The organism is Streptomyces sp. NBC_01429, assembly GCF_036231945.1.
In the GTDB taxonomy this organism is placed as follows: Bacteria; Actinomycetota; Actinomycetes; order Streptomycetales; family Streptomycetaceae; genus Streptomyces.
Genome location: NZ_CP109599.1, coordinates 5,154,230 through 5,179,567, shown reverse-complemented (window position 1 = coordinate 5,179,567; position 25,338 = coordinate 5,154,230). Strand labels below are relative to the sequence as shown.

General features: G+C 68.6%; 24 protein-coding genes. 9 read left to right on the top strand and 15 right to left on the bottom strand.

What is annotated here, in order from left to right; translation table 11 throughout:
• Nucleotides 1–112: 112 nt before the first annotated feature.
• The 3 genes from OG627_RS22820 to glyA all read left to right on the top strand — a co-directional run bounded on the left by OG627_RS22820 (nucleotide 113) and on the right by glyA (nucleotide 5,623).
• Nucleotides 113–2,134 carry a glycosyltransferase family 2 protein gene (locus tag OG627_RS22820; RefSeq protein WP_329067939.1) on the top strand — a complete coding sequence of 674 codons (2,022 nt, stop codon included), beginning with the start codon at nucleotides 113–115 and terminating at the stop codon, nucleotides 2,132–2,134.
• Complete coding sequence (locus tag OG627_RS22815) at nucleotides 2,131–4,086, top strand: kelch motif-containing protein (RefSeq protein WP_329067936.1); 1,956 nt, start codon at nucleotides 2,131–2,133, stop codon at nucleotides 4,084–4,086. Before OG627_RS22820 ends, OG627_RS22815 begins: the two co-directional genes overlap by 4 nt.
• A gap of 214 nt (nucleotides 4,087–4,300) precedes the next feature.
• A complete protein-coding gene (gene glyA, locus OG627_RS22810; RefSeq protein WP_329067934.1) occupies nucleotides 4,301–5,623 on the top strand; it encodes a serine hydroxymethyltransferase in 1,323 nt (440 codons plus the stop codon).
• 86 nt (nucleotides 5,624–5,709) lie between these two features.
• Here glyA and OG627_RS22805 read toward each other — a convergent pair whose 3' ends face one another.
• From OG627_RS22805 to OG627_RS22775, 7 genes are all read right to left on the bottom strand, one after another.
• Nucleotides 5,710–6,414 carry a nucleoside/nucleotide kinase family protein gene (locus tag OG627_RS22805; protein WP_329067932.1) on the bottom strand — a complete coding sequence of 235 codons (705 nt, stop codon included), beginning with the start codon at nucleotides 6,412–6,414 and terminating at the stop codon, nucleotides 5,710–5,712.
• A gap of 17 nt (nucleotides 6,415–6,431) precedes the next feature.
• Nucleotides 6,432–7,460 carry a glycoside hydrolase family 6 protein gene (locus tag OG627_RS22800; RefSeq protein WP_329067930.1) on the bottom strand — a complete coding sequence of 343 codons (1,029 nt, stop codon included), beginning with the start codon at nucleotides 7,458–7,460 and terminating at the stop codon, nucleotides 6,432–6,434.
• A gap of 169 nt (nucleotides 7,461–7,629) precedes the next feature.
• Complete coding sequence (locus OG627_RS22795; RefSeq protein ID WP_329067928.1) at nucleotides 7,630–8,343, bottom strand: class F sortase; 714 nt, start codon at nucleotides 8,341–8,343, stop codon at nucleotides 7,630–7,632.
• 212 nt (nucleotides 8,344–8,555) lie between these two features.
• Nucleotides 8,556–9,320, bottom strand: coding sequence for a hypothetical protein (locus OG627_RS22790; protein ID WP_329067926.1), 765 nt, complete (start codon nucleotides 9,318–9,320; stop codon nucleotides 8,556–8,558).
• A 111-nt stretch (nucleotides 9,321–9,431) separates the two neighbouring features.
• The gene (locus OG627_RS22785) at nucleotides 9,432–10,211 is read right to left on the bottom strand and encodes an HAD-IIA family hydrolase (protein ID WP_329067924.1); all 780 of its coding nucleotides are present in this window, start codon (nucleotides 10,209–10,211) and stop codon (nucleotides 9,432–9,434) included.
• 126 nt (nucleotides 10,212–10,337) lie between these two features.
• A complete protein-coding gene (locus OG627_RS22780; protein ID WP_329067922.1) occupies nucleotides 10,338–11,267 on the bottom strand; it encodes a hypothetical protein in 930 nt (309 codons plus the stop codon).
• 146 nt (nucleotides 11,268–11,413) lie between these two features.
• On the bottom strand, nucleotides 11,414–12,814 hold the full coding sequence (locus OG627_RS22775; protein ID WP_443073644.1) for an ROK family transcriptional regulator: 1,401 nt from the start codon (nucleotides 12,812–12,814) through the stop codon (nucleotides 11,414–11,416).
• Between the two features lie 65 nt (nucleotides 12,815–12,879).
• Between OG627_RS22775 and OG627_RS22770 the strand changes: the two genes are divergently transcribed.
• Complete coding sequence (locus tag OG627_RS22770; protein WP_329067920.1) at nucleotides 12,880–14,028, top strand: Gfo/Idh/MocA family oxidoreductase; 1,149 nt, start codon at nucleotides 12,880–12,882, stop codon at nucleotides 14,026–14,028.
• Nucleotides 14,025–14,492: a heme-degrading domain-containing protein gene (locus OG627_RS22765; protein WP_329067918.1), complete on the top strand. Its 468-nt coding sequence runs from the start codon at nucleotides 14,025–14,027 to the stop codon at nucleotides 14,490–14,492. The genes OG627_RS22770 and OG627_RS22765 overlap by 4 nt, the downstream gene beginning before the upstream one ends.
• Nucleotides 14,493–14,632: 140 nt before the next feature.
• Here the strand turns inward: OG627_RS22765 and OG627_RS22760 are convergent, their stop codons facing one another.
• From OG627_RS22760 to OG627_RS22740, 5 genes are all read right to left on the bottom strand, one after another.
• Nucleotides 14,633–15,502 (bottom strand): fumarylacetoacetate hydrolase family protein, encoded by an 870-nt coding sequence (locus OG627_RS22760; protein WP_329067916.1) that lies wholly within the window; start codon nucleotides 15,500–15,502, stop codon nucleotides 14,633–14,635.
• Between the two features lie 280 nt (nucleotides 15,503–15,782).
• Nucleotides 15,783–16,553 (bottom strand): YidC/Oxa1 family membrane protein insertase, encoded by a 771-nt coding sequence (locus OG627_RS22755; RefSeq protein WP_329067914.1) that lies wholly within the window; start codon nucleotides 16,551–16,553, stop codon nucleotides 15,783–15,785.
• 200 nt (nucleotides 16,554–16,753) lie between these two features.
• A complete protein-coding gene (locus OG627_RS22750; protein ID WP_329067912.1) occupies nucleotides 16,754–17,065 on the bottom strand; it encodes a DUF6412 domain-containing protein in 312 nt (103 codons plus the stop codon).
• A 186-nt stretch (nucleotides 17,066–17,251) separates the two neighbouring features.
• Nucleotides 17,252–18,829 carry a sodium:solute symporter family protein gene (locus tag OG627_RS22745; RefSeq protein ID WP_329067910.1) on the bottom strand — a complete coding sequence of 526 codons (1,578 nt, stop codon included), beginning with the start codon at nucleotides 18,827–18,829 and terminating at the stop codon, nucleotides 17,252–17,254.
• Nucleotides 18,826–19,095, bottom strand: coding sequence for a DUF3311 domain-containing protein (locus OG627_RS22740; RefSeq protein ID WP_329067908.1), 270 nt, complete (start codon nucleotides 19,093–19,095; stop codon nucleotides 18,826–18,828). Before OG627_RS22740 ends, OG627_RS22745 begins: the two co-directional genes overlap by 4 nt.
• A 201-nt stretch (nucleotides 19,096–19,296) precedes the next feature.
• On the opposite strand from OG627_RS22740, the gene OG627_RS22735 reads away from it, so the two are divergent.
• Together OG627_RS22735 and OG627_RS22730 are read left to right on the top strand one after the other, a co-directional pair.
• Complete coding sequence (locus OG627_RS22735) at nucleotides 19,297–20,298, top strand: tetratricopeptide repeat protein (protein ID WP_329067906.1); 1,002 nt, start codon at nucleotides 19,297–19,299, stop codon at nucleotides 20,296–20,298.
• 52 nt (nucleotides 20,299–20,350) lie between these two features.
• Nucleotides 20,351–21,313, top strand: a complete 963-nt coding sequence (locus OG627_RS22730; protein WP_329067904.1) for a NaeI family type II restriction endonuclease — start codon at nucleotides 20,351–20,353, stop codon at nucleotides 21,311–21,313.
• A gap of 14 nt (nucleotides 21,314–21,327) precedes the next feature.
• On the opposite strand, the gene OG627_RS22725 is transcribed toward OG627_RS22730, so the two are convergent.
• On the bottom strand, nucleotides 21,328–22,152 hold the full coding sequence (locus OG627_RS22725; protein ID WP_329067902.1) for an NgoMIV family type II restriction endonuclease: 825 nt from the start codon (nucleotides 22,150–22,152) through the stop codon (nucleotides 21,328–21,330).
• A gap of 71 nt (nucleotides 22,153–22,223) precedes the next feature.
• Between OG627_RS22725 and OG627_RS22720 the strand changes: the two genes are divergently transcribed.
• Nucleotides 22,224–22,691, top strand: coding sequence for a very short patch repair endonuclease (locus OG627_RS22720; RefSeq protein ID WP_329067900.1), 468 nt, complete (start codon nucleotides 22,224–22,226; stop codon nucleotides 22,689–22,691).
• On the opposite strand, the gene OG627_RS22715 is transcribed toward OG627_RS22720, so the two are convergent.
• Nucleotides 22,608–23,762 (bottom strand): DNA cytosine methyltransferase, encoded by a 1,155-nt coding sequence (locus tag OG627_RS22715; RefSeq protein WP_329067898.1) that lies wholly within the window; start codon nucleotides 23,760–23,762, stop codon nucleotides 22,608–22,610. The genes OG627_RS22720 and OG627_RS22715 overlap by 84 nt on opposite strands.
• Nucleotides 23,763–23,920: 158 nt before the next feature.
• Here OG627_RS22715 and OG627_RS22710 point away from each other — a divergent pair, with 158 nt between their 5' ends.
• Nucleotides 23,921–24,673 (top strand): HNH endonuclease, encoded by a 753-nt coding sequence (locus tag OG627_RS22710; RefSeq protein WP_329067895.1) that lies wholly within the window; start codon nucleotides 23,921–23,923, stop codon nucleotides 24,671–24,673.
• A gap of 20 nt (nucleotides 24,674–24,693) precedes the next feature.
• Here OG627_RS22710 and OG627_RS22705 read toward each other — a convergent pair whose 3' ends face one another.
• Nucleotides 24,694–25,269, bottom strand: a complete 576-nt coding sequence (locus OG627_RS22705) for an ATP-binding protein (protein ID WP_329067893.1) — start codon at nucleotides 25,267–25,269, stop codon at nucleotides 24,694–24,696.
• Between the last annotated feature and the right edge of the window lie 69 nt (nucleotides 25,270–25,338).

Genomic DNA, 25,338 nt, shown 5'->3' with positions numbered 1-25,338 from the left:
CATACCGGACAGGGGGCGCAATTGACGCGTCCGGGGTGATGGTCGAGGGGGACCATTCCGGACGAACCGATCGACCAGACACGCAGCGAAGTGCGTGCGGGGGGATGGACTCATGACGTCGACGCCGGCCGGCGATCCGCGGGACAGCGACGTTTCCCGGACCACACAGCTGCGGCTTCCCGCCCAGCTCAGAAGGGGCGGGCAGAGACAGCGCCCCAAGAAGACCGAGCTGCCCAAGTACGACTACGAGCACTACAGCAGGCTCGCCGGACCTCTCACGCGCCCCGACCCCGCGAAGCCGTACAAGGTGCAGTACCGCTCGCTGCTCTCCCAGGAGCCGCACCGGATCCGGGCCGCGCTGCTGCTCGGTGCCGCCCCGCTGCTCTCGCTCGGTCTCTTCGTGTGGCTGATGCAGCCCCAGCACTGGACCGAGCGCGATCCGAACCTGAAGAACGACACGCTCCTCGTCCTCGACATCGTGATGCTCGTCTCGATCGGACTGATCGAGCTGTTCCGGACGATGAACGTGCTCTCCAACGCGCACGCGACGCTGGTGGCCCGCGATCCCGTCCCGGTCATCCCCGAGCCCGACACCCGGGTCGCCTTCCTCACCTCCTTCGTACCGGGCAAGGAGCCCCTGGAGATGGTGACGAAGACCCTGGAGGCCGCGGTACGGATCCGGCACCGCGGGCTGATGCACGTATGGCTGCTCGACGAGGGCGACGACCCGGCGGTCAAGGAGGTCTGCGCGCGCCTGGGGGTACGCCACTTCTCGCGCAAGGGCATCGCCGAGTGGAACCAGGCGAAGGGCCCGCACCGCGCCAAGACGAAGCACGGCAACTACAACGCCTGGCTCGACGCGCACGGTGACGACTACGACTACTTCGCCTCCGTCGACACCGACCACATCCCGATGCCGAACTATCTGGAGCGGATGCTCGGTTACTTCCGCGACCCGGACGTCGGCTTCGTCATCGGACCGCAGGTCTACGGCAACTACGACTCGTTCGTCACCAAGGCCGCCGAGTCGCAGCAGTTCCTCTTCCACGCCCTGATCCAGCGCGCGGGCAACCGCTACGGCGCGCCCATGTTCGTCGGCACGAGCAACGCGGTGCGGATCAAGGCGCTGAAGCAGATCGGCGGTCTGTACGACTCGATCACCGAGGACATGGCGACGGGCTTCGAGATCCACCGCCACAAGAACCCGGCCACCGGCCGCAAGTGGCGCTCGGTCTACACCCCGGACGTGCTGGCCGTCGGCGAGGGCCCGACCGCCTGGACGGACTTCTTCACGCAGCAGCTGCGCTGGTCGCGCGGGACGTACGACACGATCCTGCGGCAGTACTGGCGCGGCTTCACCACGCTGCCGCCCGGCAAACTCTTCAACTACACGATGATGATCATCTTCTACCCGATGTCCGCCCTCAACTGGATCCTGGCGGCGCTGAGCTGCGCGCTGTTCCTGGGCATGGGCGCCTCGGGCGTGCAGATCGACCCGACGATCTGGATGATGCTCTACGGCAACGCCTCGGCCCTCCAGATCGGCCTCTACGTCTGGAACCGGCGCCACAACGTCTCGCCGCACGAGCCGGAGGGCTCCGGCGGACTGGCCGGCATGGCGATGTCCGCGATGTCCGCGCCGCTCTACGCCCGGTCGCTGATGGACGCCGTACTGCACCGCAAGAGCAAGTTCGTGGTGACGCCGAAGGGCGACTCGTCCAGTCCGGACACGCTGTTCGGTACGTTCCGTATCCATCTCTTCTTCATCGTGGTCTTCGGCGGATCGATCGGCGCGTCCTTCTTCAACGGGCACTCCCACCCGGCGATGGTCACCTGGGCGACGCTGGCCATGCTGATCACGGCGGCGCCGATCATCGTCTGGCGGCTGGGCATGCGCGACGAGAAGAAGAAGCGCCGGGCGCGGCGCGGTGGCGGAGCGCCCGGTGGCGGAGCCCACGGTGGCGGAGCGCGGCACGCGGGTCCGGCCGGGCCCGCGACGGGTCCGCGGACCGCCGTACTGCCCTCACCCCTTCCCGGAACCTCGGCGGCCGCCGGAACCCCGGCGACCGCGCCTCTCCCGGTGACCAACGATCAGACAGCAACGCGGATTTCCCTTGGGGGACGTAAGAAATGAGTGCGATTCCCGTCCGGCAACAGAACCACCGCAAGAACCGCGCACGGCGCATAGCGATAGGCGCCGCCGTCGTGGTCGCGGTTGCCGGGTTCAACGGACCCGCCCTCTACCGGTTCAGCTCGCAGCAGTACCACGAGTACAAGATCAACCGGCCTGACTACAAGGCGGCCAACGGCCACTGGGACTTCCTCGACGTCCCGGCGGAGTTCCGGATCAACTCGATCCACGCCTCGCTGCTCCACACCGGCAAGGTGCTGCTGATCGCCGGCTCCGGGAACAACCAGAAGAACTTCGACGCGGGCAAGTTCGAGTCGGTGCTCTGGGACCCGGTGGACGACTCGTACAAGATGATCCCCACCCCGAAGGACATGTTCTGCTCCGGGCACACCCAGCTGCCCGACGGGAACCTGCTGGTGGCGGGCGGTACGAAGCGGTACGAGAAGCTCAAGGGCGACATCACCAAGGCGGGCGGCCTGATGGTCGTCCACAACGAGGACCCGGACAAGCCGATCACCCTGCCCGCCGGGACGGTGTTCACGGGCAAGGAGAACAACAAGACGTTCGTCTCCAAGGACCCGATCCTGGTCGAGAAGGCCAAGAAGATCTTCGACCCGGACACGGGCGCCTTCCTGCGGACCGAGGCCGGTCTCGGCCGTATCTACGTCGAGGCCCGCCAGTCCGGCACGAAGTACGAGACCGGCGCCGAGGACAACTACCGGGTGCACGGCATGAAGGGCTCCGACGCCCGCAACGTGTACGGCATCGCGCAGAAGCTGGCGCTGGACAAGAAGGACTTCCAGGGCATCAAGGAGGCGTACGAGTTCGATCCGGTGGCGGAGAAGTACATCAGCGTCGACCCGATGAACGAGGCCCGCTGGTACCCGACGCTGACCACCCTCAAGGACGGCAAGGTCCTGGCGATGTCCGGGCTGGACGAGATCGGCCAGATCGTCCCGGGCAAGGACGAGATCTACGACCCGAAGACCCGCAGCTGGGAGTACACCGGGATCATCCGTAAGTTCCCCACGTACCCGGCGGTCTTCCTGCTGGACAGCGGCAAGCTGTTCTACAGCGGCTCCAACGCGGGGTACGGACCGGCCGACGTCGGCCGCACGCCGGGCGTGTGGGATCTGGAGACGAACAAGTTCGACAAGATCCCGGGGCTGAGCGATTCCGACAAGATGGAGACCTCGGCGACGGTGATGCTGCCGCCGGCGCAGGACCAGAAGTTCATGGTCATCGGCGGCGGCGGGGTCGGCGAGTCGGAGAAGTCCAGCGAGAAGTCCCGGCTCGTCGACCTCAAGGACCCCGACCCGCGCTTCAAGGACGGCCCGACGCTCGACAAGGGCACCCGCTACCCGAGCGCCTCGCTGCTCCCCGACGACAGCGTCCTGGTCACCGGCGGCTCCGAGGACTACCGGGGCCGCGGCGGCTCCAACGTCCTCCAGGCCCGTACGTACGACCCGGTGTCCGGGACGTACACCCGCGTCGCCGACCCGGCGGTGGGCCGCAACTACCACTCGGGGTCGGTGCTGCTGCCCGACGGCCGCGTGATGATCTTCGGCTCGGACTCCCTCTACGCGGACAAGGCCAACACCAAGCCGGGCGTCTTCGAGCAGCGCATCGAGATCTACACCCCGCCCTACCTGTACCGGGACTCCCGCCCCGAACTCACGGGCGGCCCGAAGGAGATCGAGCGCGGCGCGACGGGCGTCTTCAAGACCAAGGACCCCGCCGGCATCAAGACCGCCAAACTCATGCGCCCGAGCGCGGTCACCCATGTCACGGACGTGGAGCAGCGCACGATCGCGCTCGACTTCGAGAAGACGGCGGACGGCATCGAGGTCACGGTCCCGAAGAACTCGGCCCTGGTCCCCGCCGGCTGGTACATGCTCTTCGTGACGGACGGGAAGGGGACGCCGTCGGAGGCGGTGTGGGTGGATGTCCAGTAGCGCTCGCGGGCGGGCGGGCTAAGCTGACGGGGACGCGCGGCGACTGGCGCACGGGGAAGCGACCCCGGGGGAGCCGCGCGGGCCGAGCACACGGGGTGCCGCCCGCCTGGGCACCTACGGGACATGTCCCGTACGGGTGCGCGGCGGGGCAGGTGACCGGGCGGCCCGGGACGGGACGACGACCGAACAGACGGATCGCCCCGGAGGACCCACCATGACGACGCCCGACCCGAAGAACCGCCACACCACGAACCGCCACGCCGCGGACAACCTCCCCGCGGACCGCCACCCCGCCCTCAGCGCCGCCGACCCCGAACTGGCGGCGCTGATCAGGGCCGAGGAGCGGCTCCAGTCCGACACGCTGCGCCTCATCCCGAGCGAGAACTACGCGTCGAGCGCGGTGCTGGAGGCGTCCGGCACCGTCCTCCAGAACAAGTACAGCGAGGGCTACCCCGGCCGGCGCTACTACGAGGGCCAGCAGGTCATCGACCAGGTCGAGCTGCTCGCCGCGGCCCGCGCCAAGGCCCTCTTCGGCGTCGAGCACGCCAATGTGCAGCCGTACTCCGGTTCCCCGGCGAACCTCGCCGTCTATCTCGCCTTCGCCCGGCCCGGCGACCCGGTCATGGGCATGGCGCTGCCGATGGGCGGGCACCTCACCCACGGCTGGGGCGTCTCGGCGACCGGTACATGGTTCCGGGGCGTGCGGTACGGGGTGCGGGCGGACACCGGCCGGGTCGATCTGGACGAGGTACGCGACCTGGCCCTCAAAGAGCGGCCGAAGATCATCTTCTGTGGCGGTACGGCCCTCCCCCGCACGATCGACTTCCCGGCCTTCGCGGAGATCGCCCGGGAGTCGGGCGCGGTCCTCGTCGCGGACATCGCCCATATCGCCGGCCTGATCGCGGGCGGCGCCCACCCCTCGCCCGTTCCGTACGCGGACGTCGTCTCGACGACCACGCACAAGACCCTGCGCGGCCCGCGCGGCGCGATGCTCATGTCCCGCGCGGAACACGCCAAGGCCATCGACAAGGCGGTCTTCCCCGGTCTCCAGGGCGGCCCGCACAACCAGACCACCGCCGCCATCGCCGTCGCCCTGCGCGAGGCGGCCCGCCCGTCCTTCCGTGACTACGCCCACGCGGTCGTGGCGAACGCCGCCGCCCTCGCCGACGAACTGCTGGCCCGGGGCTACGACCTGGTCTCCGGCGGCACCGACAACCACCTCCTCCTGATCGACCTCACGGCGCAGGACGTCCCGGGCAAGACCGCGGCGAAGGCCCTGGACCGGGCGGGCATCGTCGTCAACCACAACACCGTCCCGTACGACCCGAGGAAGCCCTTCGACCCCTCCGGCATCCGCATCGGCACCCCGTCCCTGACCTCCCGCGGCCTGTCCACGGAGCACATGGCGACGGTGGCGGCATGGATCGACCGGGGCATCACGGCGGCCCGGACGGCGGACGAGGACGCCCTGTCCACGATCCGCACCGAGGTGGCCGACCTGCTCACGGCGTACCCGGCCCCGGGCCTGCCGGTCTGACATCCGGCACTTGCCGTCCGGCACCTGCCGTCCGTCGCAGGAGCCGGGCCCGGCGGGGAGCTGACCCGGGACGTCATCGGTGAGCGTCAGTGCGCGGCGGCGGCGTCGTTGTCGGTCGGGCGTACCACCAGGTCGGCGTGGGGGCGGGTGGTCGCGATCAGTTCGGCGTTGCGCTGGTCGGTGCCGTGTGCCCAGGCGTGGGCGGCCCGCGGGGGTTTGCCGAACTGGATGTGGCGGTCGACCAGGCGTCGCAGGCGTAGGGGCTCGTCCGGTTCCACGTACCAGGACTCGTCCAGCAGCGGCCGTACTCGGGCCCAGGGGCCCTGCGGCAGCAGCAGGTAGTTGCCTTCGGTGATGACGAGCCGCACCTCCGGGCCGATCGCGATCTCGCCCGCGATGGACTCCTCGATCTCGCGGTGGAAGCGCGGCGCGTAGACGGTCTCCGGACCGCTCCCGGCATCGTCCTCCGCCGCGCGCAGGCGGCGCAGCAGCGCGGCGTATCCCGGGGCGTCGAAGGTGTCGGGGGCGCCCTTGCGGTCGCGGCGGCCGAGGGCGTCGAGTACGGAGTTGGCCAGGTGGTAGCCGTCCATGGGCAACAGGGCCGCACGGGGCCCCAGTTCGCGGGCGAGGAGTGCGGCCAGGGTGCTCTTGCCCGCGGCCGGGGCGCCGACGATGCCGAGTACGGTGCGGCCGGGCCGGGCCATGAGGCGGCCGGCCCGTTCCACCAGGGCGGCGGGGTCGGACTCCACCGGGTGCGGCCGGGGGCTCGCGTTCGGGCCGGAAGGGCTCATGAGGTCTCTCCGCGCGGTTACTTGGCGTTCCGGGCCAGGCCGAGGGCGTACTCCGCGTACCAGTCGCCCGCCTTGGGACCGCCCTTGCAGTCGCCGTCCGACTCGCCGGGGCGCTTGATCCACAGGTACGCCTTGACGAGCGGGTCGGCGGTCGTGGTGGTGGGCTGTTCGCCCAGTGCGCGGCCGGGCGGGTTGCACCAGTTCTCGCTGGGATCGCCCTTGGTGTAGGGGCCGTTGCCGTTGCGGCTGGTGTCGATGACGAAGGGCTTGCCGCCGACCTTGGCGGAGAGCCGCTTGCCGAAGTCCGTACTGGCGTCCGTCGGATAGAAGTTGGACACGTTGACGGAGAAGCCGTCCGCGTCGGCGATACCGGCCCGCTGGAGGGGTTCGAAGAGGGTGTCGGGGGACTGCCAGCCGGCGTTGCCCGCGTCGAGGTAGACCGTGGTGGCGGGCTGCTGCTTGAGCCGCTGGACGGCTCCCTTGAGGAGGTCGTAGCGCTCCTCGTGGAACTCGGCGGGGGTACAGCCGTCCACGAGGTGGAGTACGGCGTCGGGCTCCAGGATCACCGTGGCGCGGCGGTCCCCGATGCCCTGGGCGACCTTGTCGACCCACTGCCGGTACGCGTCGCCGTCCGAGGCGCCGCCCTTGGAGAACTGGCCGCAGTCGCGGTGCGGCACGTTGTAGAGGACCAGCAGGGCGTCCCGGTCTGCCTTGGTGGCCGCTTCGGTGAAGCCCTTGGCCTGCTCCTGCGGGGTGTCGGGGGATATCCACTCCCCGACGGGCTGTTCGGCGATCTTCTTGATCAGCTCGGCGTTCCCGTCGTCGCCCTTGGCCGTGTAATCGGCGACCTGCTTGGCCGCGTTGCCGTCCGGGTTGACCCAGTACGGGTCTTCCGCCTTGGGCCGCTGGCTGACCGGCGCGGGCTTCTTGTCACCGCCGTCGTCCCCCTTGGAGGAGCAGCCCGCCAGGAGCACCGCCACGCCTGTCGCGGTGGCCGTCAGGACGGCCGCGCGTATGCGGCCCCGACCGGGATAACTGCCGTACATCCGCTCCCCCTTGGTGCGCTGTCCCCTACTGTCCCCGCCATGTCACCGCGCACCGCCATGCCCCCCGCGGTCCCGAGTGGTTCCGAGTGGTTCCGCGCAGGCGGGCCCGGTCGCCAATCCTGGCATACCGGGCCCGGCGGCCACGCACGACGGGAGCGGACAGAACCGGTTACCGGTTCGCCGTTCCGCTCGGCTCTTTGACACCGGTCAGATACGCCGAGACCACCACGTTCGCCGTGTAGGCGCGCTCCTTCGTGTCGAAGGTCCCCCCGCAGGTGATCAGCCGCAGTTCCGCGCGGTTCTTCTCGCGCGGACCGTAGACCTTCTTCGCGTCGAAGCGGTCCCGGGGCACGACCCGCACATCGTCGATCGTGAACTCGGCGATCCGCCCGTCCGCCCTGGTCACGGCGACCTTGCCGCCGGGTTTGGCGGCGCTCAGCCCGTAGAAGACGGCGGCCTGCTGCTCGGTGTCCACATGCCCGACCAGGAGGGCCGCGCCCACCGCGCCCGGCTGGACTCCGTCGCCGTACCAGCCGACCGTGCCGGGCGTCTCGTACGGCGGCGGGTCGACCGCGCCGTCGGCGTCGAGGCCGCGCGCCACGATGGGCGCGGCGATGCCGAGGGACGGGATCTCGACCCGTTTCGGGGCCGGGACCGCCGGGGGCGCCGCCGCCACGGCGTCGCGCCCCGACGCGCGCCCCGAGCCGCGCCGCGCGTCACCCGGAGCGTCGTCGAGGGGATCCCTGGGGGGCGGCAGCCGTACCCCCAGGGGGCGGCCCACCGCCGCCACATCGCCGGTGGTGGGCGCGGACCGTCCGCCGAGACCGTCACCGACGCCCCGGCCCCAGACCCAGAGCCCGAGCAGGAGTACGGCCCAGGCCACGCCGGTCAGCAGTCTTCCTCGGCCGGCGCGGCCCGGTGAACCCGTGGGGCTGGTGGGGCTGGTGGGGCCTTTGGGATCCTTGGGGCCTGCGGGATCCGTATGGCCCTTGGTGCCCCTCGCACCTCTGATACCTCTGATACCTCTGATACCTCTGGTATTTCTGGTGCCCGTGATGCCCTTGATGCCCTTGACGTGATCCCTGACGGACACGGTCAGTCCGCGTCGCGCGAGGCCGTACGCTGCCGCCGCACGCTCCTGAAGGCCACGGAGACCGCCGCCACTCCGGCCAGCACCAGGCCGATCACCGCGTGCTGGGTGCCGGGACCGGTACTCGTGGCCGTGGACTTCGCGTCCGCGTCCGCCTTCACGGCGTCGGCGTCGGAGGACGCGGCGAGGTTGGTCGCCGTACCGCCGCCGCCGGCCCGCACCGGTGCGTACGGGGTCTTGTCGTGATCGGGGCGTTCGTGGTCGCGGCGGTCCCGGTCGTTGTCCCAGCCCCGGTCATGGTCCCGGTCGTGGTCCCTGCCCCCGTCCCTGCCGCCGTCCCTGCCGCCGTCGGACCGTCCGTCGTGGACGACCTCGAAGCTCCCGGACGAGGCGTGGTCGCGGCCGTCACAGCTCACGTTGATCTCGTACCGTCCGGCGGTGGCGGACGGTTTGATCTTGACGTGGCCACGCAGCGGCACGGCGAAGTTGGGGTTCCTGGCGGTCTCGGCCTGGTCCTGGTTGTACTCCTCGCCGAACGCGCGGCGCGCGAGATCGGCGTCCGAGACGAAGGCCCGGGACTTGGCGACGGCCGAGTGCCCCTTGCACCCCTCGACCTGGACCTCGACCTCACCCCCCGGGCCGGCGGTGGACGGTTTGACGGTGACTCGTACGGAGTCGTTGGCTTGGGCGGCGGTGGTGCCGAGGGCGGGTGCGGCCACCAGGACGGCGACCGCACTCGCGGCACGGAGAGCGAGCAAAGCAGAGCGCATCGTGAACCTCCTGGAACCGAGACTCACCCGCGCGGGCGGTTTTCGCATCCGGAGCGCGCGGTTACCGGCGAGTCGCTCCGCCGTACACCCCTCTGACGTGCTGCGACGCCCTCAGACTCGATCGATCAGATCGGCGATCGAGTCAACGACCCGGGACGGCCGGAAGGGGTAGCGGTCCACATCGGCGTGCGTGGTGACGCCGGTGAGTACGAGGAAGGTCTCCATCCCCGCCTCAAGACCGGCCAGCACGTCGGTGTCCATCCGGTCGCCGATCATCGCGCTGGTCTCGGAGTGGGCGCCGATGGCGTTGAGTCCGGTGCGCATCATCAGCGGGTTCGGCTTGCCCGCGAAGTACGGGTCCTTGCCGGTCGCCTTCGTGATCAGCGCGGCGACGGCCCCGGTGGCGGGCAGCGGGCCCTCGGTGGAGGGGCCGGTCTCGTCGGGATTGGTGCAGATGAACCGCGCGCCGCCGTTGATCAGCCGGATCGCCCTGGTCAGCGCCTCGAAGCTGTAGGTGCGGGTCTCGCCGAGCACCACGTAGTCCGGCTCGTGGTCGGTGAGGATGTAGCCGATGTCGTGCAGCGCTGTGGTCAGTCCGGCCTCGCCGATGACGTACGCCGTGCCGTTGGGGCGCTGGTCCTCCAGGAACTTGGCGGTGGCGAGCGCGGATGTCCAGATGTTGTCGACGGGCACGTCGAGCCCCATCCGGGACAGCCGGGCCTGGAGGTCGCGCGGGGTGTAGATCGAGTTGTTGGTGAGGACGAGGAAGGGCTTGCCCGACTCCCGCAGTCGCTTGAGGAACTCGGCGGCGCCGGGGATCGGGACACCCTCGTGGATGAGGACGCCGTCCATGTCGGTGAGCCAGGACTCGATCGGCTTGCGCTCTGCCACTGGACTGTTCTCCGCTCTGCGGTGGCCAATAATGCACGGTCCGACACGCCCAGCCTATCCAGGGTGGGGCGCGGACGGTACGTGTGCCGGGGGTCGGACCGCAGGCGGGCGGTACTGGGGGGCGAGTCAGGTACGGGGACCGTCGCGGAGCTGGCGTACGCCGATGAACAGGGCGGCCCCGGCGGCGAGGAGCGCGACGGCCGCGACGACCCGCCCGAGGAGGGCGCCCCGGGAGAGGCCGGAGGTGGCGAGTTCGGGGCCGGGGGTGGTGGTCGAGGCCGGGGTGGGGGTGAGGGTCGGGGCAGAGGTAGGAGCGGGACTGGATTTCGTACCTGTGTCTGCACCCGCCGATGCGCCGGTGCCCGTGCCTGTGCCCTTACTCGTACTCGGTGCGGCTCCCTGTTCGGTGTCCGCGCTCGTCTCGGGGCGGTCGCCCCCGCCCTCCCCCACCGTGAAGAGGTACGCGTCCGACGCGCCGACCCAGTCCCCGGCGGCGCCGCGCCGCTGCACGGTCGCCGCGCTGACCGCGATCTCGTTCGGGCGGGCGTCCTCGCCGAAGCTGAGGCGCGCGCGCACCGTGACGGTCCGGCCCGCCGGTACGTCGTACCCCGGGGAACCGTCGTCGAGGACGCCGATGATCTCGTCCTCGTCGGACCGCTCCAGCGACAGCGTGCGCCAGCGCCCCCGAGCGTCGGCGGTCTCCAGCTTGATGTCGGGGGCGGAGAGGCTGCGGTCCCGGTCGACCAGGACCAGGACGGGGTGGATGTCGCGGCAGGCGGCGCCGGTGACGTTCGTCAGGTCGAGGGAGAAGGTCCCGGCCGGGCCGCCCGGCGGGTAGGAGTCGGGGCCGTCGTGGATACGGGCCCGGATCGGGAAGTCGCGGTCGGTCTGCCGGCCGCAGAGAGGCCGTGGCGCCTCGTCGCCGGCCGCTTCCCCCGCATCGGCGTCGGTCTCGGCCGCGACCGCCGCCGGTTCATGGACCACGAGCACGAACGGTGCGAGCGCGGTGGCGGCGGTGACTCCGATGACCAGGGCGTGACGCAGGCGCAGTTGCATGGGTGGCGTGGCCTTTGCGGATCGCGAGGCGGTCGGGACGCGGATGCCTGACTACGGCTGCCCGGCCCTCGACGCTGACATATGCCTTCGGCCCACCGTCGCCGCCCCGACCTCACCGCGCCGACAAATCACATAAATGCACCCCATCAGCCGAGACCCACGCCGCCCGCGCCCCGCCCGCGCCCGAAGAGCGGCGCCAGTACGAGCTGGGCCGCGCCCTCCGCCACCGGGTGCGGTCCGCCTCCGGCCGCGCTCACCGGTACGGCCGTACCGCCCAGGGCGCGTGCGGCGACGGCCGCGCCCACGCCCCGTACGAAACGCTCCTCGTGCGCGGCGATCGTGCGGCCGCCGAGGAGCACGCGGTCGATGTCGAGCAGCCCGACGAGGTTCGCCGCCCCCGCCCCGAGCACGCGCGCGGCCTCGTCCGGATCGCCCCGGCCGACGGCCGCCAGGCAGAGCGCCTCGATACAGCCGCGGTTCCCGCAGTCGCACTCCGGCCCGTCGAGCTGGATGACCTGGTGGCCGAACTCGCCCGCGCCGGTGCGTTCGCCCCGGTGCAGCGCGCCGCCGAGGACGAGTCCGGCGCCCAGGCCCGTACCGAGGTGCAGATACGCGAAGGAGTCGCCCGGCCCGCGCAGCGCGAGTCCGAGGGCGGCGGCGTTGGTGTCCTTGTCGAGGACGACGGGGAGCCGGAGACGGTCGGCGAGGAGGTCGCGCAGCGGGCAACCGGCCCACTGCGGAAAGCCGGTGACGCGCCCGAGGACGCCGGAGGTGTGGTCGAGCGGACCGGGCATGGCGACGCCGACGCCGAGCAGCTCCCCGGCCGCCGAGCCCGTACCTGTGCCTGTGCGCGTACCTGCACCTGTGCCTGCGCCTTCGCGCGTACCTGCGCCTGCACCTGTGCCTTCGCCTTCGCCCGTACCTGCGCCTCCGCCTGTGGCTCCGCCCTCACGCGTCCCCGTATCCGTGCCTTCGCCCGCGCCCCGGCCCGGCGCGGCTCCGCCGCCCGTCCGCGCGTGCTCGGCGCGTACCGCGTCCACCGCCCGCGCCACCGCGGCCACGACGCGCTCCGTGCCCGCGCCGAGGTCGAGCGGGGCGCTCCGTACCGCCACCGGCGCACCGGCCAGATCCACCAGGACCGCCGTCAGTTCGTCCCGTTCCAGGTGCACCCCCACGGCGTACGCGGCGGACGGCACCAGCCGCAGTACGGTCCTGGGCTTCCCGCCCGTGGACGCGCGGCGCCCGGCCTCGGCCGCCAGGCCCTCAGCGCGCAGCCTCGCGGTGATCTTGCTGACCGCCTGCGGGGTGAGGCCGGTGCGGTCGGCGAGTTCCAGCCGGCTGATGCCGCCCTCCCCCGCCGTACGCAGCAGGTCGAGCACGAGCGCGGCGTTGTGGCCGCGCAGGACCGGGAGGTTGGCGCCCGCGCCGGAGCCGCCGACTCCGGTGGATCCCCCGGCTCCGCCTCCCCGCCCGGCCCCACCTGCCCCACCTGCCCCACCTGCCGCGTCGGCCCCGTCACGTCCGCGCCTGTCCGTCACCTCGTTCACCTCGTTCACCTTCGCATTGTCCCTGCTGCTTGCACTTTGGCAACACCGTTGCTTAAGTGGTTCGCATGACTGGTACCGGAACTGGCACGGGCGCTGACGCCCCCCTGCGCGTCGGGCTCGTGGGCTACGGCCTGGCGGGCTCCGTCTTCCACGCCCCGCTGATCGCCGCCACCGAGGGGCTCGTCCTCGACACGGTCGTCACCTCCAGCCCGGAGCGCCGCGCGCAGGCGCGCGCCGAGTTCCCCGACGTACGGTTCGAGGCGTCGCCCGACGCCCTGTGGGAGCGGGCGCGACACGGCGACGGCACAGGCGCCGGGTCCGACCCGTCGGCCCCCCTCGACCTGATCGTCATCGCCTCGCCCAACAAGACGCACGTCCCGATCGCGACGGCCGCCCTCAAGGCCGGGCTGCCGGTCGTCGTGGACAAGCCGCTCGCGGGCAGCGCGGCCGAGGCGCGCGGACTGGCGGCGCTGGCGGAGGAGCGCGGACTGCTGCTCTCCGTCTTCCAGAACCGCCGCTGGGACAACGACTTCCTCACCCTCGCCCGCCTCATCGGCGCCGGCGAGCTGGGCGACGTCCAGCGCTTCGAGTCCCGCTTCGAACGGTGGCGGCCCCAACTGAAGGGCGGCTGGCGCGAGTCGGGCGCGGCGGAGGAGATCGGCGGGCTGCTGTACGACCTCGGCAGCCATGTGGTCGACCAGGCCCTGGTGCTGTTCGGCCCGGCGGTACGGGTGTACGCGGAGAGCGACGTACGCCGCCCGGGCGCCGAGGCCGACGACGACACGTTCATCGCGATCACGCACGCGAACGGTGTCCGCTCCCATCTCTACGCCAGCGCCACCACCGCCCAACTGGGGCCGCGCTTCCGGGTGCTGGGTTCGAAGGCCGGGTACGTGAAGTACGGCCTCGACCCGCAGGAGGCGGACCTGCGCGAGGGCAAGCGCCCCGGGCAGGTGCAGGATTGGGGCGTGGAGCCCGAGGCCCTCTGGGGCCGGATCGGCGCGGGCCAGTCGCCGCTGACGGGCGGCGGCCACCCCGTGGAGACCGAGCCGGGCGACTACCCGGCGTACTACGCGGGCATCGCCGCCGCCCTGCGCGGCGCCACCGAACCGCCGGTGACGGCGCGTCAGGCGGCGGCGGCGCTCGACGTCCTGGAGGCGGCCCGGCGCTCCGCGCGCGAGGGCGTCGCGGTCACTCTGGAGGCCCGGTCATGAGCACCGAACTGCCCGGCGTCGCCGAACTCGAAGCACAGGAAGCCCGGTTGGTCCTCAGCCACTTCACCCACGACGACGCGTGGGCGCTGGGCAGCCTGCTGGTCGGGCTCGCGCGCGGACGGCACGCGCCGGTGGCGATCGACATCCGCAAGGGCACGCGGCAGCTGTTCCACTGCGCCCTGCCGGGCTCGACGGCGGACAACGACGCCTGGATCGACCGTAAGCGCCGGGTCGTGGAACGGTACGGTGCCGCCTCGCTGCTCGTGGGCGCGCGCTTCCGGGCCAAGGGCACCACCTTCGAGGAGTCCTCCCGGCTCGACCCGAATCTGTACGCGGCGCACGGGGGCTCGTTCCCCATCGCCGTCGAGGGCGTGGGGATCATCGGCGCGGCCACGGTCTCGGGGCTGCCGCAAGCGGAGGACCACGCGCTGGTGGTGGAGGCGATGGAGCGGCTGCGGGGGTGAGCCGCAACGGGGTGAGGGGCGCGGGCACCGCGCCCGTACCCCTCGTACCCCTCGTACACCACCCGTACCGGCGGCGGGCCGGGGCGGAGCGGGCGCAGAGCCGGAGCGGAACCCGCCCCCGGCCCGCCCCTCCCCCGTCGCTACGCGTCCTTGAAGACCTGGCGCTGCCGCCCCAGCCCCTCGATCTCCAGCTCCACCACGTCACCCGCCCGCAGATACGGCTTGGGCTCCGGGTGGCCCATCGCCACGCCCGCCGGCGTCCCCGTGTTGATCACGTCGCCCGGGTAGAGCGTCATGAACTGGCTGACGTAGCGCACGACCTCACCCACCCCGAAGATCTGCTGGGCGGTCGTCCCGTCCTGCTTCGTCTCGCCGTTGACGCGGAGGCCGAGCCGCAGGGTCTGCGGGTCCGGCACCTCGTCGGCGGTGACCAGCCAGGGGCCGAGCGGGTTGAACGTCTCGCAGTTCTTGCCCTTGTCCCACGTACCGCCGCGCTCGATCTGGAACTCGCGCTCGGAGACGTCGTGCGAGACGGCGTACCCGGCGACATGGGCGAGGCCCTCCTCGACGGAGTCCAGATAGCGCGCGGTACGGCCGATGACGACCGCGAGTTCGACCTCCCAGTCGGTCTTGCGGCTGCCCCTCGGGACGAGGACCGTGTCCTCAGGTCCGACCACTGTGTCCGGCGCCTTGAAGAAGATGATCGGTTCGGCCGGAATCCGCGCCCCGGTCTCCGCCGCGTGGTCGTGGTAATTCAGCCCGATGCAGACGATCTTCCCGATCCGCGCGAGCGGCGGCCCGACCCGGAGTCCGGCCGCGTCGCCGCCGTCGAGGACCGGCAGCTCACCGGAGGCGGCGGCGTCCCTGATCCGGCCGAGGGCGGCCGCGTCGGCGAGAAGCGCGCCATCGATGTCGCTGACCAGCGACGAGAGGTCTCTGAGGGTCGTCCCGTCCTCGTCCAGCAACGCCGGGCGTTCCGCCCCCGCCGTACCGACTCGCAGCAGCTTCATGCGCTGTCTCCCTCTCCCTCTGATCCCTCTGATCCCTCTGGTCCTGCTAATCCCGCTGATCCCGCTGGCGGCTCGCCCCGAACAATCCGACCCGTACGGCCGGACCCGTCTGACGGCCGCGGCCGTCAGGAGCCGCGACCATCAGACGGGGATTGGCCGATCCTCCAAGACATCGGATGACTACGCAAGACCCCGTTCATTCCGTGGACGGATCACGGGACGCAACGGAGACAGATCGGAACGGGAGAACGGGAGAACGGAAGAAACGGAAGCGGTCCGATCACATCGCGGTCGAGGGAGCCAGCGCGCCCGCGGCCGGCAGGTCGCGGTAGAGGAAGTAGCGCTCGGCCGCCGCCCAGGTCGTACTCGTCACCACGTACAGCGCGGCGGCCAGCGGCACGACGGCGACGGTGAAGAGCGTCGCGAAGGACATCAGCGGCATCACCTTCGTCATCGCCCCCATGCCGGGCACCTGCTGCCCGTCGGGCCCGGCCGGCAGCGCGGGCGCCTTCGCCATCTGGATCTTCGTCCGCCGGAAGTTGAACGTGGCCACGCCCGCGACGATCGCGAAGAGCGCCACGTACACGAGCCCCGCGCCCCCGAACACCCCGCCGCCCGCGAGCGCGTCCGCCCAGCGCTCGCCGAGCGGCGCGGCGAAGAGGGAGTGGCCGAGCAGTTCGTTGGCCCGGCCGCCGATCTCGCGGCTGGAGAAGAGGTGGTACATCAGGAAGAAGGCGGGCATCTGCGCCAGGCTCGGCAGGCAGCCGGAGAGCGGGGAGACCTTCTCCTTCGTGTGCAGTTCCATGAGCGCCTTCTGCATGCGCTCGGGGTTCTTGGCGTGCTTCTTCCGCAACTCCGCGATCTGCGGGGCGAGCTTGGTACGGGCCTTCTGGCCGCGGGCCGAGGCCCGCGAGAGGGGATGCACCGCGAGCCGTACGCAGGCGGTGAAGAGGATGATCGCCGCTGCGGCGGCACCGTCGTGGAAGAGCGGCTGGAGAACATCGGCCAGCAGCCCGACCAGGTGGGCGAACGCGGACATGAAAGCGGACATGGTGAGCCCTCCGGGGCGTCTCGTCGTGCCGGGGGAAGACAGCCATCGCGCTACGGCGGTGAGGAGCACCGCGATACGGCGGCGAATGGCGGGTCGGGTACGGCATGACGGCGCGCGGGGGTACTCCGCGACTGCTCAGCGAGACACCGGACAGGTCGGGTGGCAGGCGGGGCGGGTGTGGCGTGGTGGGCGGCGGAGCCCTACGCGGCCGTCGGCAGAAGACGGCCGGGGGCTCGGGGCCTGATACGGCCCGAGCCGTCGGGATCGCGCTGCGGCAGGAACGCGGTGCGCTGCTCGCGGTCGCGGATGGCCGTCCGTACCCGCTGGTGCGGTACGGCGGGCACGGAGCGCGCGCTGATGACGGCGCAGGCGGCGAGGGTGGAGCCCACGGCGGCGGTGGCGGCGAGGGCGACGGCGGCGGAGAGGCTGCCGGCGTCGACGAGCAGGACCTCGGTGAGGAGGAAGATCAGCAGCCCGGCGGGGCGCAGCAGCCGGAACGCGCTGCGGACCATGACCGACCCCTCTCTCTTCTCTCGCTCGTCACGGCGTCATGGGCGTCGTGGCGTCACGGCACACGACATGAGCCATAAGGCATATGGGCTTCAAACCGTTATACACGATGGGTCACCCGGGGCTGAAGCCGCGCGGGGAGGCGGCGCCGGACCCGATGCCGTCGGCCTCGTCGCCCGGAGAACGGGTCAGGAAGCGTTCGGGGAAGCGTTCAGGGAAGTGTCGTCCAGGGCAGTGTCGTCCACGTCGTCCACGGAATCGTGCGCGAGCACCTCCGAGTCCGGCCTGTCGTCCGGCCTGCCGTCCGGCTTCCCGTCCCGCTTCCCGCCGAGGCGGTCGGCGCTCCCCGCGTACGTCACCCCCACCGCCACCACCAGGTTCGCGGCGAGCGCGACGATCCCGGCGTTGATCCCCCACACCGGATCGTGGCCGCTGAAGACGAGCGCGCACACCGCCGTGACGCCCACGGCCAGCCCGCTCAGCCCGCCCGCGAGCGTAAGGCGCCGCCACACCAGCCCCAGCAGCAACAGGGGCAGAAGCTGCGCCATGGCCTCGTACGAGATGAGCGAGAGCCGTACGAGCGTGTTGGGCACCGCGTACGTCATCACCAGCGCGATCACGCCCGCCGCGACCACCACCACCTGCGCCGCGCCCTTCTCCCGCGTCCGCAGCCGCGGGACGAGGGAGAGGACGCTGCGCCCCCACATCGTGCCGATCACCAGCATGAAGACGGCCATCGGCACGACCGACGAGAGCGCCGCCGCGACCCCGATGATCCCGACCGCCCAGGCGGGCAGCGAGTCGACGACGAGCCGGAAGAGCGCGAGGTTCGACTCGGCGCCGGTCAGCCCGGGGACGACGAAGAGCGCGGCCATCCCGAGGAGCATGGGGACGAACAGCAGCACGTTGTACGCGGGCAGCCAGATCGCGTTGCGGCGCAGCGCGTCGGCGCTGCGGGCGCCCAGATATCCGGCGACGGTGGTGGGGAAGATGACGACGGTCAGGGCGTTGAGCAGCGAGGTCGTGACGAACCACCCCGTACCCAGCCCGCTCTTCGCTCCGCCGGCTCCCGGCAGGGTCAGCCAGGCGCCCTTCTCGTCCACGAGCCGGTCGAGGAGGGGCCCGTACCCGTCGAAGTAGTGCATCGGTACGTACACGGCGAGGAAGCCGAGCGTCCCGATCACCAGCACGTCCTTGAGCACGGAGACCCAGGCGCTGCCGCGCAGCCCGCTGACCACGACGAAGCCGGTGGTCACGGCGAAGGCGATGAAGTAGCCCAGTTCGAGGCTGATCGTGCCGTACGAGATGACCGAGACGACCACGCCCATGCCGGTGATCTGGAGCTGGATGTACGGGAGCAGGAAGACGCTCGCGAGGACGGCGACGAGGGCGCCGAGCCAGGGCCGTCCGTAGCGGTGGGCGATGATGTCGGTGATGCCGACCAGGTCGTGGCGGCGGGCGTAGCGCCAGAGCATGGGGCCGACGACGTAGCCGACCGCGTAGCCGCAGGACATGTAGGCGACCACGTAGAGCACGGGCGCGCCGTAGTTGTAGCCCCAGCCGGCGGCGCCGAGGTAGCTGAAACTGGTGTAGCTCTCGCCCGCCATCAGGACCCAGATGAAGACGGCGCCGAGGCTGCGGCCGCCGACGGACCACTCGGCGAGCCCGCCTCCGGTGCCCGCGCGGCCGCGGACGGCGAGCAGCCCGAGTGCGACGGTGGCGACCATGAAGAGGCCGAAGACGGAGGTGGCGACGACGGCGTTCACGCCCGCCCCCCGGAATTTCCTCGCCGGTCCGCCGCTCGCTGGTCCGCCGCTCGCCGGTCTGCCGCTCGCCGGGCCGCCAGGCGCCGGTCACCGCGGTAGGTGAGCCAGACGGCGAAGGGGGTGACGAGGGTGGCGCCGAGCAGCCACAGGGCGAGGAAGGGCAGGCCGAGGACGACGGGCTGGACCCGGTTCACCCAGGGCGGGGCGCACAGGAAGAGGACGAAGGGCACCAGCAGCCAGAGCAGGTGGGGGCGGTCTCGAAGCACGTCAGGACCTTAGCCCGACCGGGACGGGGTGGACGGGCGACCGCCCGCGTCCCAGGACGACCGCGGGGACGTACGGACGAGACGTACCGACGGGACGAATCGCCGTGCCGACCGCCGGGACGACCGGGACGACCGCCGGACACGGAACCGGGTCCGGACATGGCCTCCGTACGCACCCCGGACAGCAGTACGGTGTGCATCATGCGCCCCGACATGCTGCCTGCTGACCACACCACGGAAGCCGAGCGCCTGCTGCGCACCGCGGCCCAGTACCCCGAGGACAACGAGCCCCTCCTCCTCCAGGCGGCGGCCCATCTCGAACTGGCCGGCGACCACGACCGCGCCACCGGCCTCTACGACAGCCTCCTCGCGGACTCCCCCGACCACCCCCACCTGGTGAAGGCGCTCAAGGCCGCCAACCTGTGGGAGTACGGTCACGAGGCGGAGGCCCGCGCCATCATCGACGGCGTACGCGCCGCGGCCCCGCTGGAGCCGGCGCCGTGGGAGATCGTCGCGGAGACGCTGGAGGCCCACGACGAGCTGGAAGCGGCCCACGACTCCTTCACCTCGGGCCTGAAGCTGCTGCTCGCGCCGGACGAGGAAGTCCCGTACGCCACCCAGTCCCTGCTGATCGGCCGGCACCGCGTCCGCCGCCTGCTGGGCCTGGACCACGACACCTGGGACGCGCTGGCGGACCAGGTCAACCCCGCCTCCGTCGCGCTGGACGAACTCCACGACCCCAAGCGCCTCTGGTCCCTGGGCTCCGACAACCCCGCCGAACTCCAGGCCGAGATCACCCGCCTCCGCGCCGAACTGGGCTCCTACCGCACGGCCCTGTCCCGCCCCTTCCCGGTGGCGGTGCTGCACTGGCCGACCGGTGAGCTGACGGAACTCCTCACGGCGTACCCCGCCCTCACCACCGAGTACCCCTCCCACGAGGCCCACCTCGCCCACCTGGAGTCCTCACTCCGCGACCTGGCCGCCACGGGCACCCCCAACCTCGGCATCGTCACGGCCACGGTCCCCTCGTACGAAGCGTTCGCCGCCTCGGAACAGTCCTCCCCGGCCCACCCCCCGCTCCTCCCCCAGTACGCCACCACCCTGGCAGCCCGAGGCCGAGCCACCCCCTGGCCCCCGGCCCGCAACGCGGGTTGCTGGTGCGGGGCGGACGAGACGTACGGGAAGTGCCACGGGGCGGGGTAACGCGGATTCACAAAACCTGGACTCCCCGCAGCTCCACCTCGCCGACAGGAACATGATGCTGCCTTTTGACGTCACTGCCTCATTGAATATCCAAACACAGGGCTTCCTCGAGGATGATCCCGAGCTAGCCGCCGTATACCAACGCCTCCGCCAACTCGATCCAGACGGCATGCGTTTTTCCATCGTACTGCGAGACACAATCGATCAGCTACTCAATGGAGAAGCCACAGGACGCTACGACTGGAAGACATTATTCAAAACAGAGAAGACTCACGCAGGTACTCTAGTTGAGATTAACCTCCAACGAGAATTTAATTTCGACGACGGCACCCACATGGACTATCGAATTGAAAATATCGAAGTCGACTGCAAATATTCACAGAAATTCGGCGGATGGATGATCCCGCCAGAAGCCATGGATCACCTCTGCTTGCTCGTCTGGGCCGATGATTACCAGAACTGCTGGAGCGCGGGCATTCTACGCATCAGGAAAGAATGGCTGAATGCCGGAAACAACCGAGACCTAAAACTGACAGTAAGAGCAGAGCACAGGGATAAGATTCTTTGGCTTTGGAACAGAGCCCCCCTTCCGCGCAACATCCTCCTGCACATGCCAGATCAAGATCGCGAAGCCGTTTTTTCCCAGAACTCAGGACAAGCGCGGCTAAATGAACTTTTTCGCAGGGTTCAAAGGCAGCGAATCAGCCGAAACACGGTGCGCACTATTGCCCAGCAAAAAGACTACATGAAAAGAGTCAGGGGAAACGGCGGCGCACGCTCAGCCCTCCAGCGTGAGGGGATTCTAATTATGGGAGACTACGAGAGCCACAAAAGAATTGCATCCGGATTGGGAATTCCGGTTCCGCGGACCGGGGAGTTCGTGAGCACTCGCGTCAAAAGACTGCCGGAGAGCACGGAAATCACAAAATCCGTGATCATCGATGGCCAGAGATGGGCACCCGCCAGTGACACAGACCCCGTACAGCCGGCGCCCACCCTTCCGTCTACCAAATGAAACCATCCAAGAATTCAATCCGAAAGGATATCATCCGCCAACTCTCGATAGTCACGAAGACGACCCAGCTTAACCATATTATTCCAGTGATCCGCTTGCGACGGTTCACCTTTCCGGAGACGCAATGGCTCGAAATCCCGCACAGCCTCTTTCATCAATTCGAAAGCAACATGATAGACAGAGTCGATTTCCCCCATACCTTGTGTAAGAGAGCTGAGACGACTGGGCAAGGGCTCAGCCGTAACTGCAATTAGATGTGGCGCTCGACCACGACGAGCGCGGATGAGAGAATTGAACTCGTGACGAACATTCTGCGCACGATCTGATCGAATTGTCCATTTACAAGAAATTACAGCTCTCAGAGAATTTCCGTATCGCCCCGGCACCCCAATCGTCACATCGGGGTCGATCAGATAGTCGCCACCAATAATCGCCTCGATGTCTGGATACTTCGCAGCGGCATCCTTAAGATCTTTAATGTGTGAATATTGAGAGAAATCCCAAATCTTCCGGTTCCTGTGAACTTTCCACGGAATGCCAGGAGAACGAGCAGAGAGAGTCTTGGCCAGATCATCGGCAACAGAAATTTCCAGGAGCTTACCCAAGCTCTCCTCGTCGGCCTTTTCGGAATCTTCGCTTACAACTCTCTCAATTTGCAACCGATCGAAGATACTCCCAGAGATTACGAGGCTGGCCCGTTGTGATCCATCAGCAATATTAGGAACCCGGTCACGGTGCAACGCTCTTCTTACGGTATCTAGACTTTTGGGCGTCGGTGGCTTCCAGGCAAAAAGCTCCGGGAGCCACTCCGGAACATTTTCACAAAGATTATTAGTCATCTGTGGTTCCTTCAATTTTTTTGCATTCCTCAGTTTCGTTGCTCAATTCTACCCCTGTTCGGAGGACAGAGTTGTCTGCTGACTGGAATCGACCGGCAGGATCATGGGCATCATCGGCTGCTCGGCGCCGGAATATGCAGGCGATTCGCAGTCGGGACACAAAGCCGGAGATCCTGGTCCGCCGACTGGTGCACGCGCAGGGATTGCGGTACCGAGTCGCGGCTAAGCCGCTCGCAGAGCTTCGCCGGACGGCGGATTTGGTCTTCCGTCCGGCGAAGGTTGCCGTCTTTATTGATGGGTGCTACTGGCACGGCTGCCCCGACCACTACGTTTCACCGAAAACAAATTCCGGATACTGGTCAGAAAAAGTGGCACGGAACATGGCACGCGATCGCGATACAGATCAGCGCCTTACTGATGCCGGCTGGACTGTACTCCGTTTCTGGGAGCATGAATCACCTGACGCCTGCGCTCTCCAGATCACTGCAACGGTCAGCAGGCTGCGCGCTCACGACGGAAGGGACCGCGGATCCGAGTAGCCCATCGCGCTTGGTCGTGGATGCCAATTTCGCACCCTTGAGAGCAGCGTAAATCTGCTCACCTACTGCCTGTGCCACGGGCGGAGGAAAGGCATTTCCAACCTGCCTGTATGAGGCAGTTTTACGGCCAGGAAATTCCCAGTCGGGCGGGAACCCTTGGATGATGGCCGCCTGCTGAACGGTCAGCTTAGGACCTGCTGCCGCAAACAGATCTCGCCCTGAATCGACCATCTCTTGTGGCTTGTTAGCAACACCCAAGCCACACACCCCCAGGTCCTTCCACGCTTTCTTTGCCCGAGTCGGACCAAGATCAGCTCCACCATGCTTTTTCGAACCACCCACTAGCGTTGGAGCTACGCCCTTTGATGCACTCTCAAACCAATCTTCATACGCACTCTCGGCCCGAGGGTCGTCTATAGCGTCGAAGCGCTCTTTCATCGTAAGTGCCAGCGCTTCACCCACCGTCACAAGTGGACGCTTCTTAGGCTCCGCCCACAGGAAGTGTTCCGCGTATTCCTTCTTCATTGCTACCAGAATCGCGCGGGGACGGAGTTGCGGAACTCCATAGTCCTTAGCTTCCAAGACTTTCCAGTAGCATTTGCTGTAGCCCATCGATTCCAAGGATTTCAGGATCTTTTCTCGATAATCTTGGAACTTCTGGTCAAGCAAGCCTCGAACATTCTCAATCATCACAGCCTTGGGCTGGAGTTCATCCACCATCTTGAGCATGGTTGGGAAAAGATCCCGCTCATCATCCTCGCCCAACTGCTTACCGGCGATGGAGAACGGGGGGCAGGGAACGCCTCCCGCAAGAAGGTCCAAATCTCCCTGCTCCAGGCCGATTTGCAACCTGAATTTGTGAGGGTCAAGCTGGAGCAAGTCAGCTTCAATAACTTCGCAGCCCTCCCACTCAGCATTATCTTCGACATTAAGCTTCAGAGTTTCACAGGCATGCTTGTCGATCTCAATCAGCGCCAAATGCCTGAACTTGGCCTCGTGGAGACCGTACGCCTGACCGCCGGCCCCGGCGCAGATCTCTACCGAGGTGAACTCCCTCTTAGTGCTGGTCATGCACCCTCCTTACAAACTCGTACAGCGGACACTCTTTGCAACCCGCCTTCACAGAGGGTGACAGACTGCACTGACAACGCCTCTCCCGACAGCACGGCGCGACTCGCCAGACCCGGAACTTCACTTGCGACACTGCGAACACTCATACGATATTGCCTATGCGTAGCCCCAACTGGACACGAGACGAGCTGGTACTGGCTTGCGCCTTGGTCGTCAAGAACGGCTGGCGCGAACTGAGGGAGGGCGATCAGGCCGTCCAGGAGCTGTCTGACCTGCTCCGATCGCTGCCTCTGCACAGTGGTGTGGCGAACCAACTTCCCGAGTACCGGTCTGTCGGCAGTGTGAGCCATAAAACTACTGACCTAGCCACGAATCACCCTAAACACGGAGGAGGTAGAACAAAGGGAGGCAAACTTGACTTGATTGTTATCAATGATTTCATTGACGACGAGTCCAGGATGCTCCGCAGCGCCCAGGCGATCCGTGACGGGATCAGCTCTGGCGAACTGGCTGTAATCCAGGAACAGCCCGATGAGATCGCGGAGGACGGCACTACTGCCCGGGAAGGCCGCCTGCTGGCGCGCTGGGCACTCTCGCGCGAACGCAACCCACGGCTTCGGGCTAGCAAGATCAAAGCAGCCCGTAGGCTCGGTCTGCCCATCCAATGTGAAGTCTGCGACTTCAACTTCGGTCGGACGTACGGAGAGATGGGTGAAGACTTCATTGAGGTGCACCACGTTCTGCCCCTCCACATCTCAGGGCCTCGCGAGACCAGGCTCGCCGATCTTGCCTTCCTCTGCTCCAACTGTCATCGCATGTGCCACAGAAGCTACCGGGGCGAATCATGGCGCACTCCAGCGGCCGTGCGTGTAGAGATTGAGGAAGCCTTGACAGCCGCCGAGGACGCCTAGACGTCGCTCTGGCCGAACCATCAGACAGCTTCCGCCTCGTAGTGCATCTGTGCGCGGTCGAGCACAGCATCCGGGTCGGCGCCGTGGGCTGCCAGCCAGTGAAGAAGATCGGCGATCAGGTCAGTTGCGCACTCCTCCGCGACTGGCCGGCGTGACACATCAGGTCCGGTCGGAGCGCCGGGGAGATGCTGATACGTACCAAGCACTGTGGACGCGCGGTGGACGCGGAGGCACTGCCTGTCCTGGCCGAGGGGGAACTCGCACCAGACCGCTTTCCCCGTTGCCGTGATGGTCGTGCCCCAGTCCGCGGCTACCGCCGCCAGCAGGTGGAGACCCCGGCCGCATTCGTCGCCGCAGCCGGCGTGCCTGAGCGTCGGCATCTCGTAGCTGGTGTCGTGCATCTCGATGCGGAGTCCGTCTTCCGCCGGCTCCATGACGAGTGTTGCCGAGACTCCGCGGCCCACGTGCTTGATGACGTTCGTCGCGAGTTCCGTGACCGCGAGCTGCGTCTCGTCAGCGAGTGCGGAGGCGTTCCAGGTCTTGAGCTGCTCCCGTACGACTCTTCGCAGGATGTGGAGCTGGACCGGGTCCGCCACGAAGGGGAGGACGCAGCGGACACGAGGGCGGATCTCTCCGTACCTGCACATGAAGCACTCCCTTCTTCG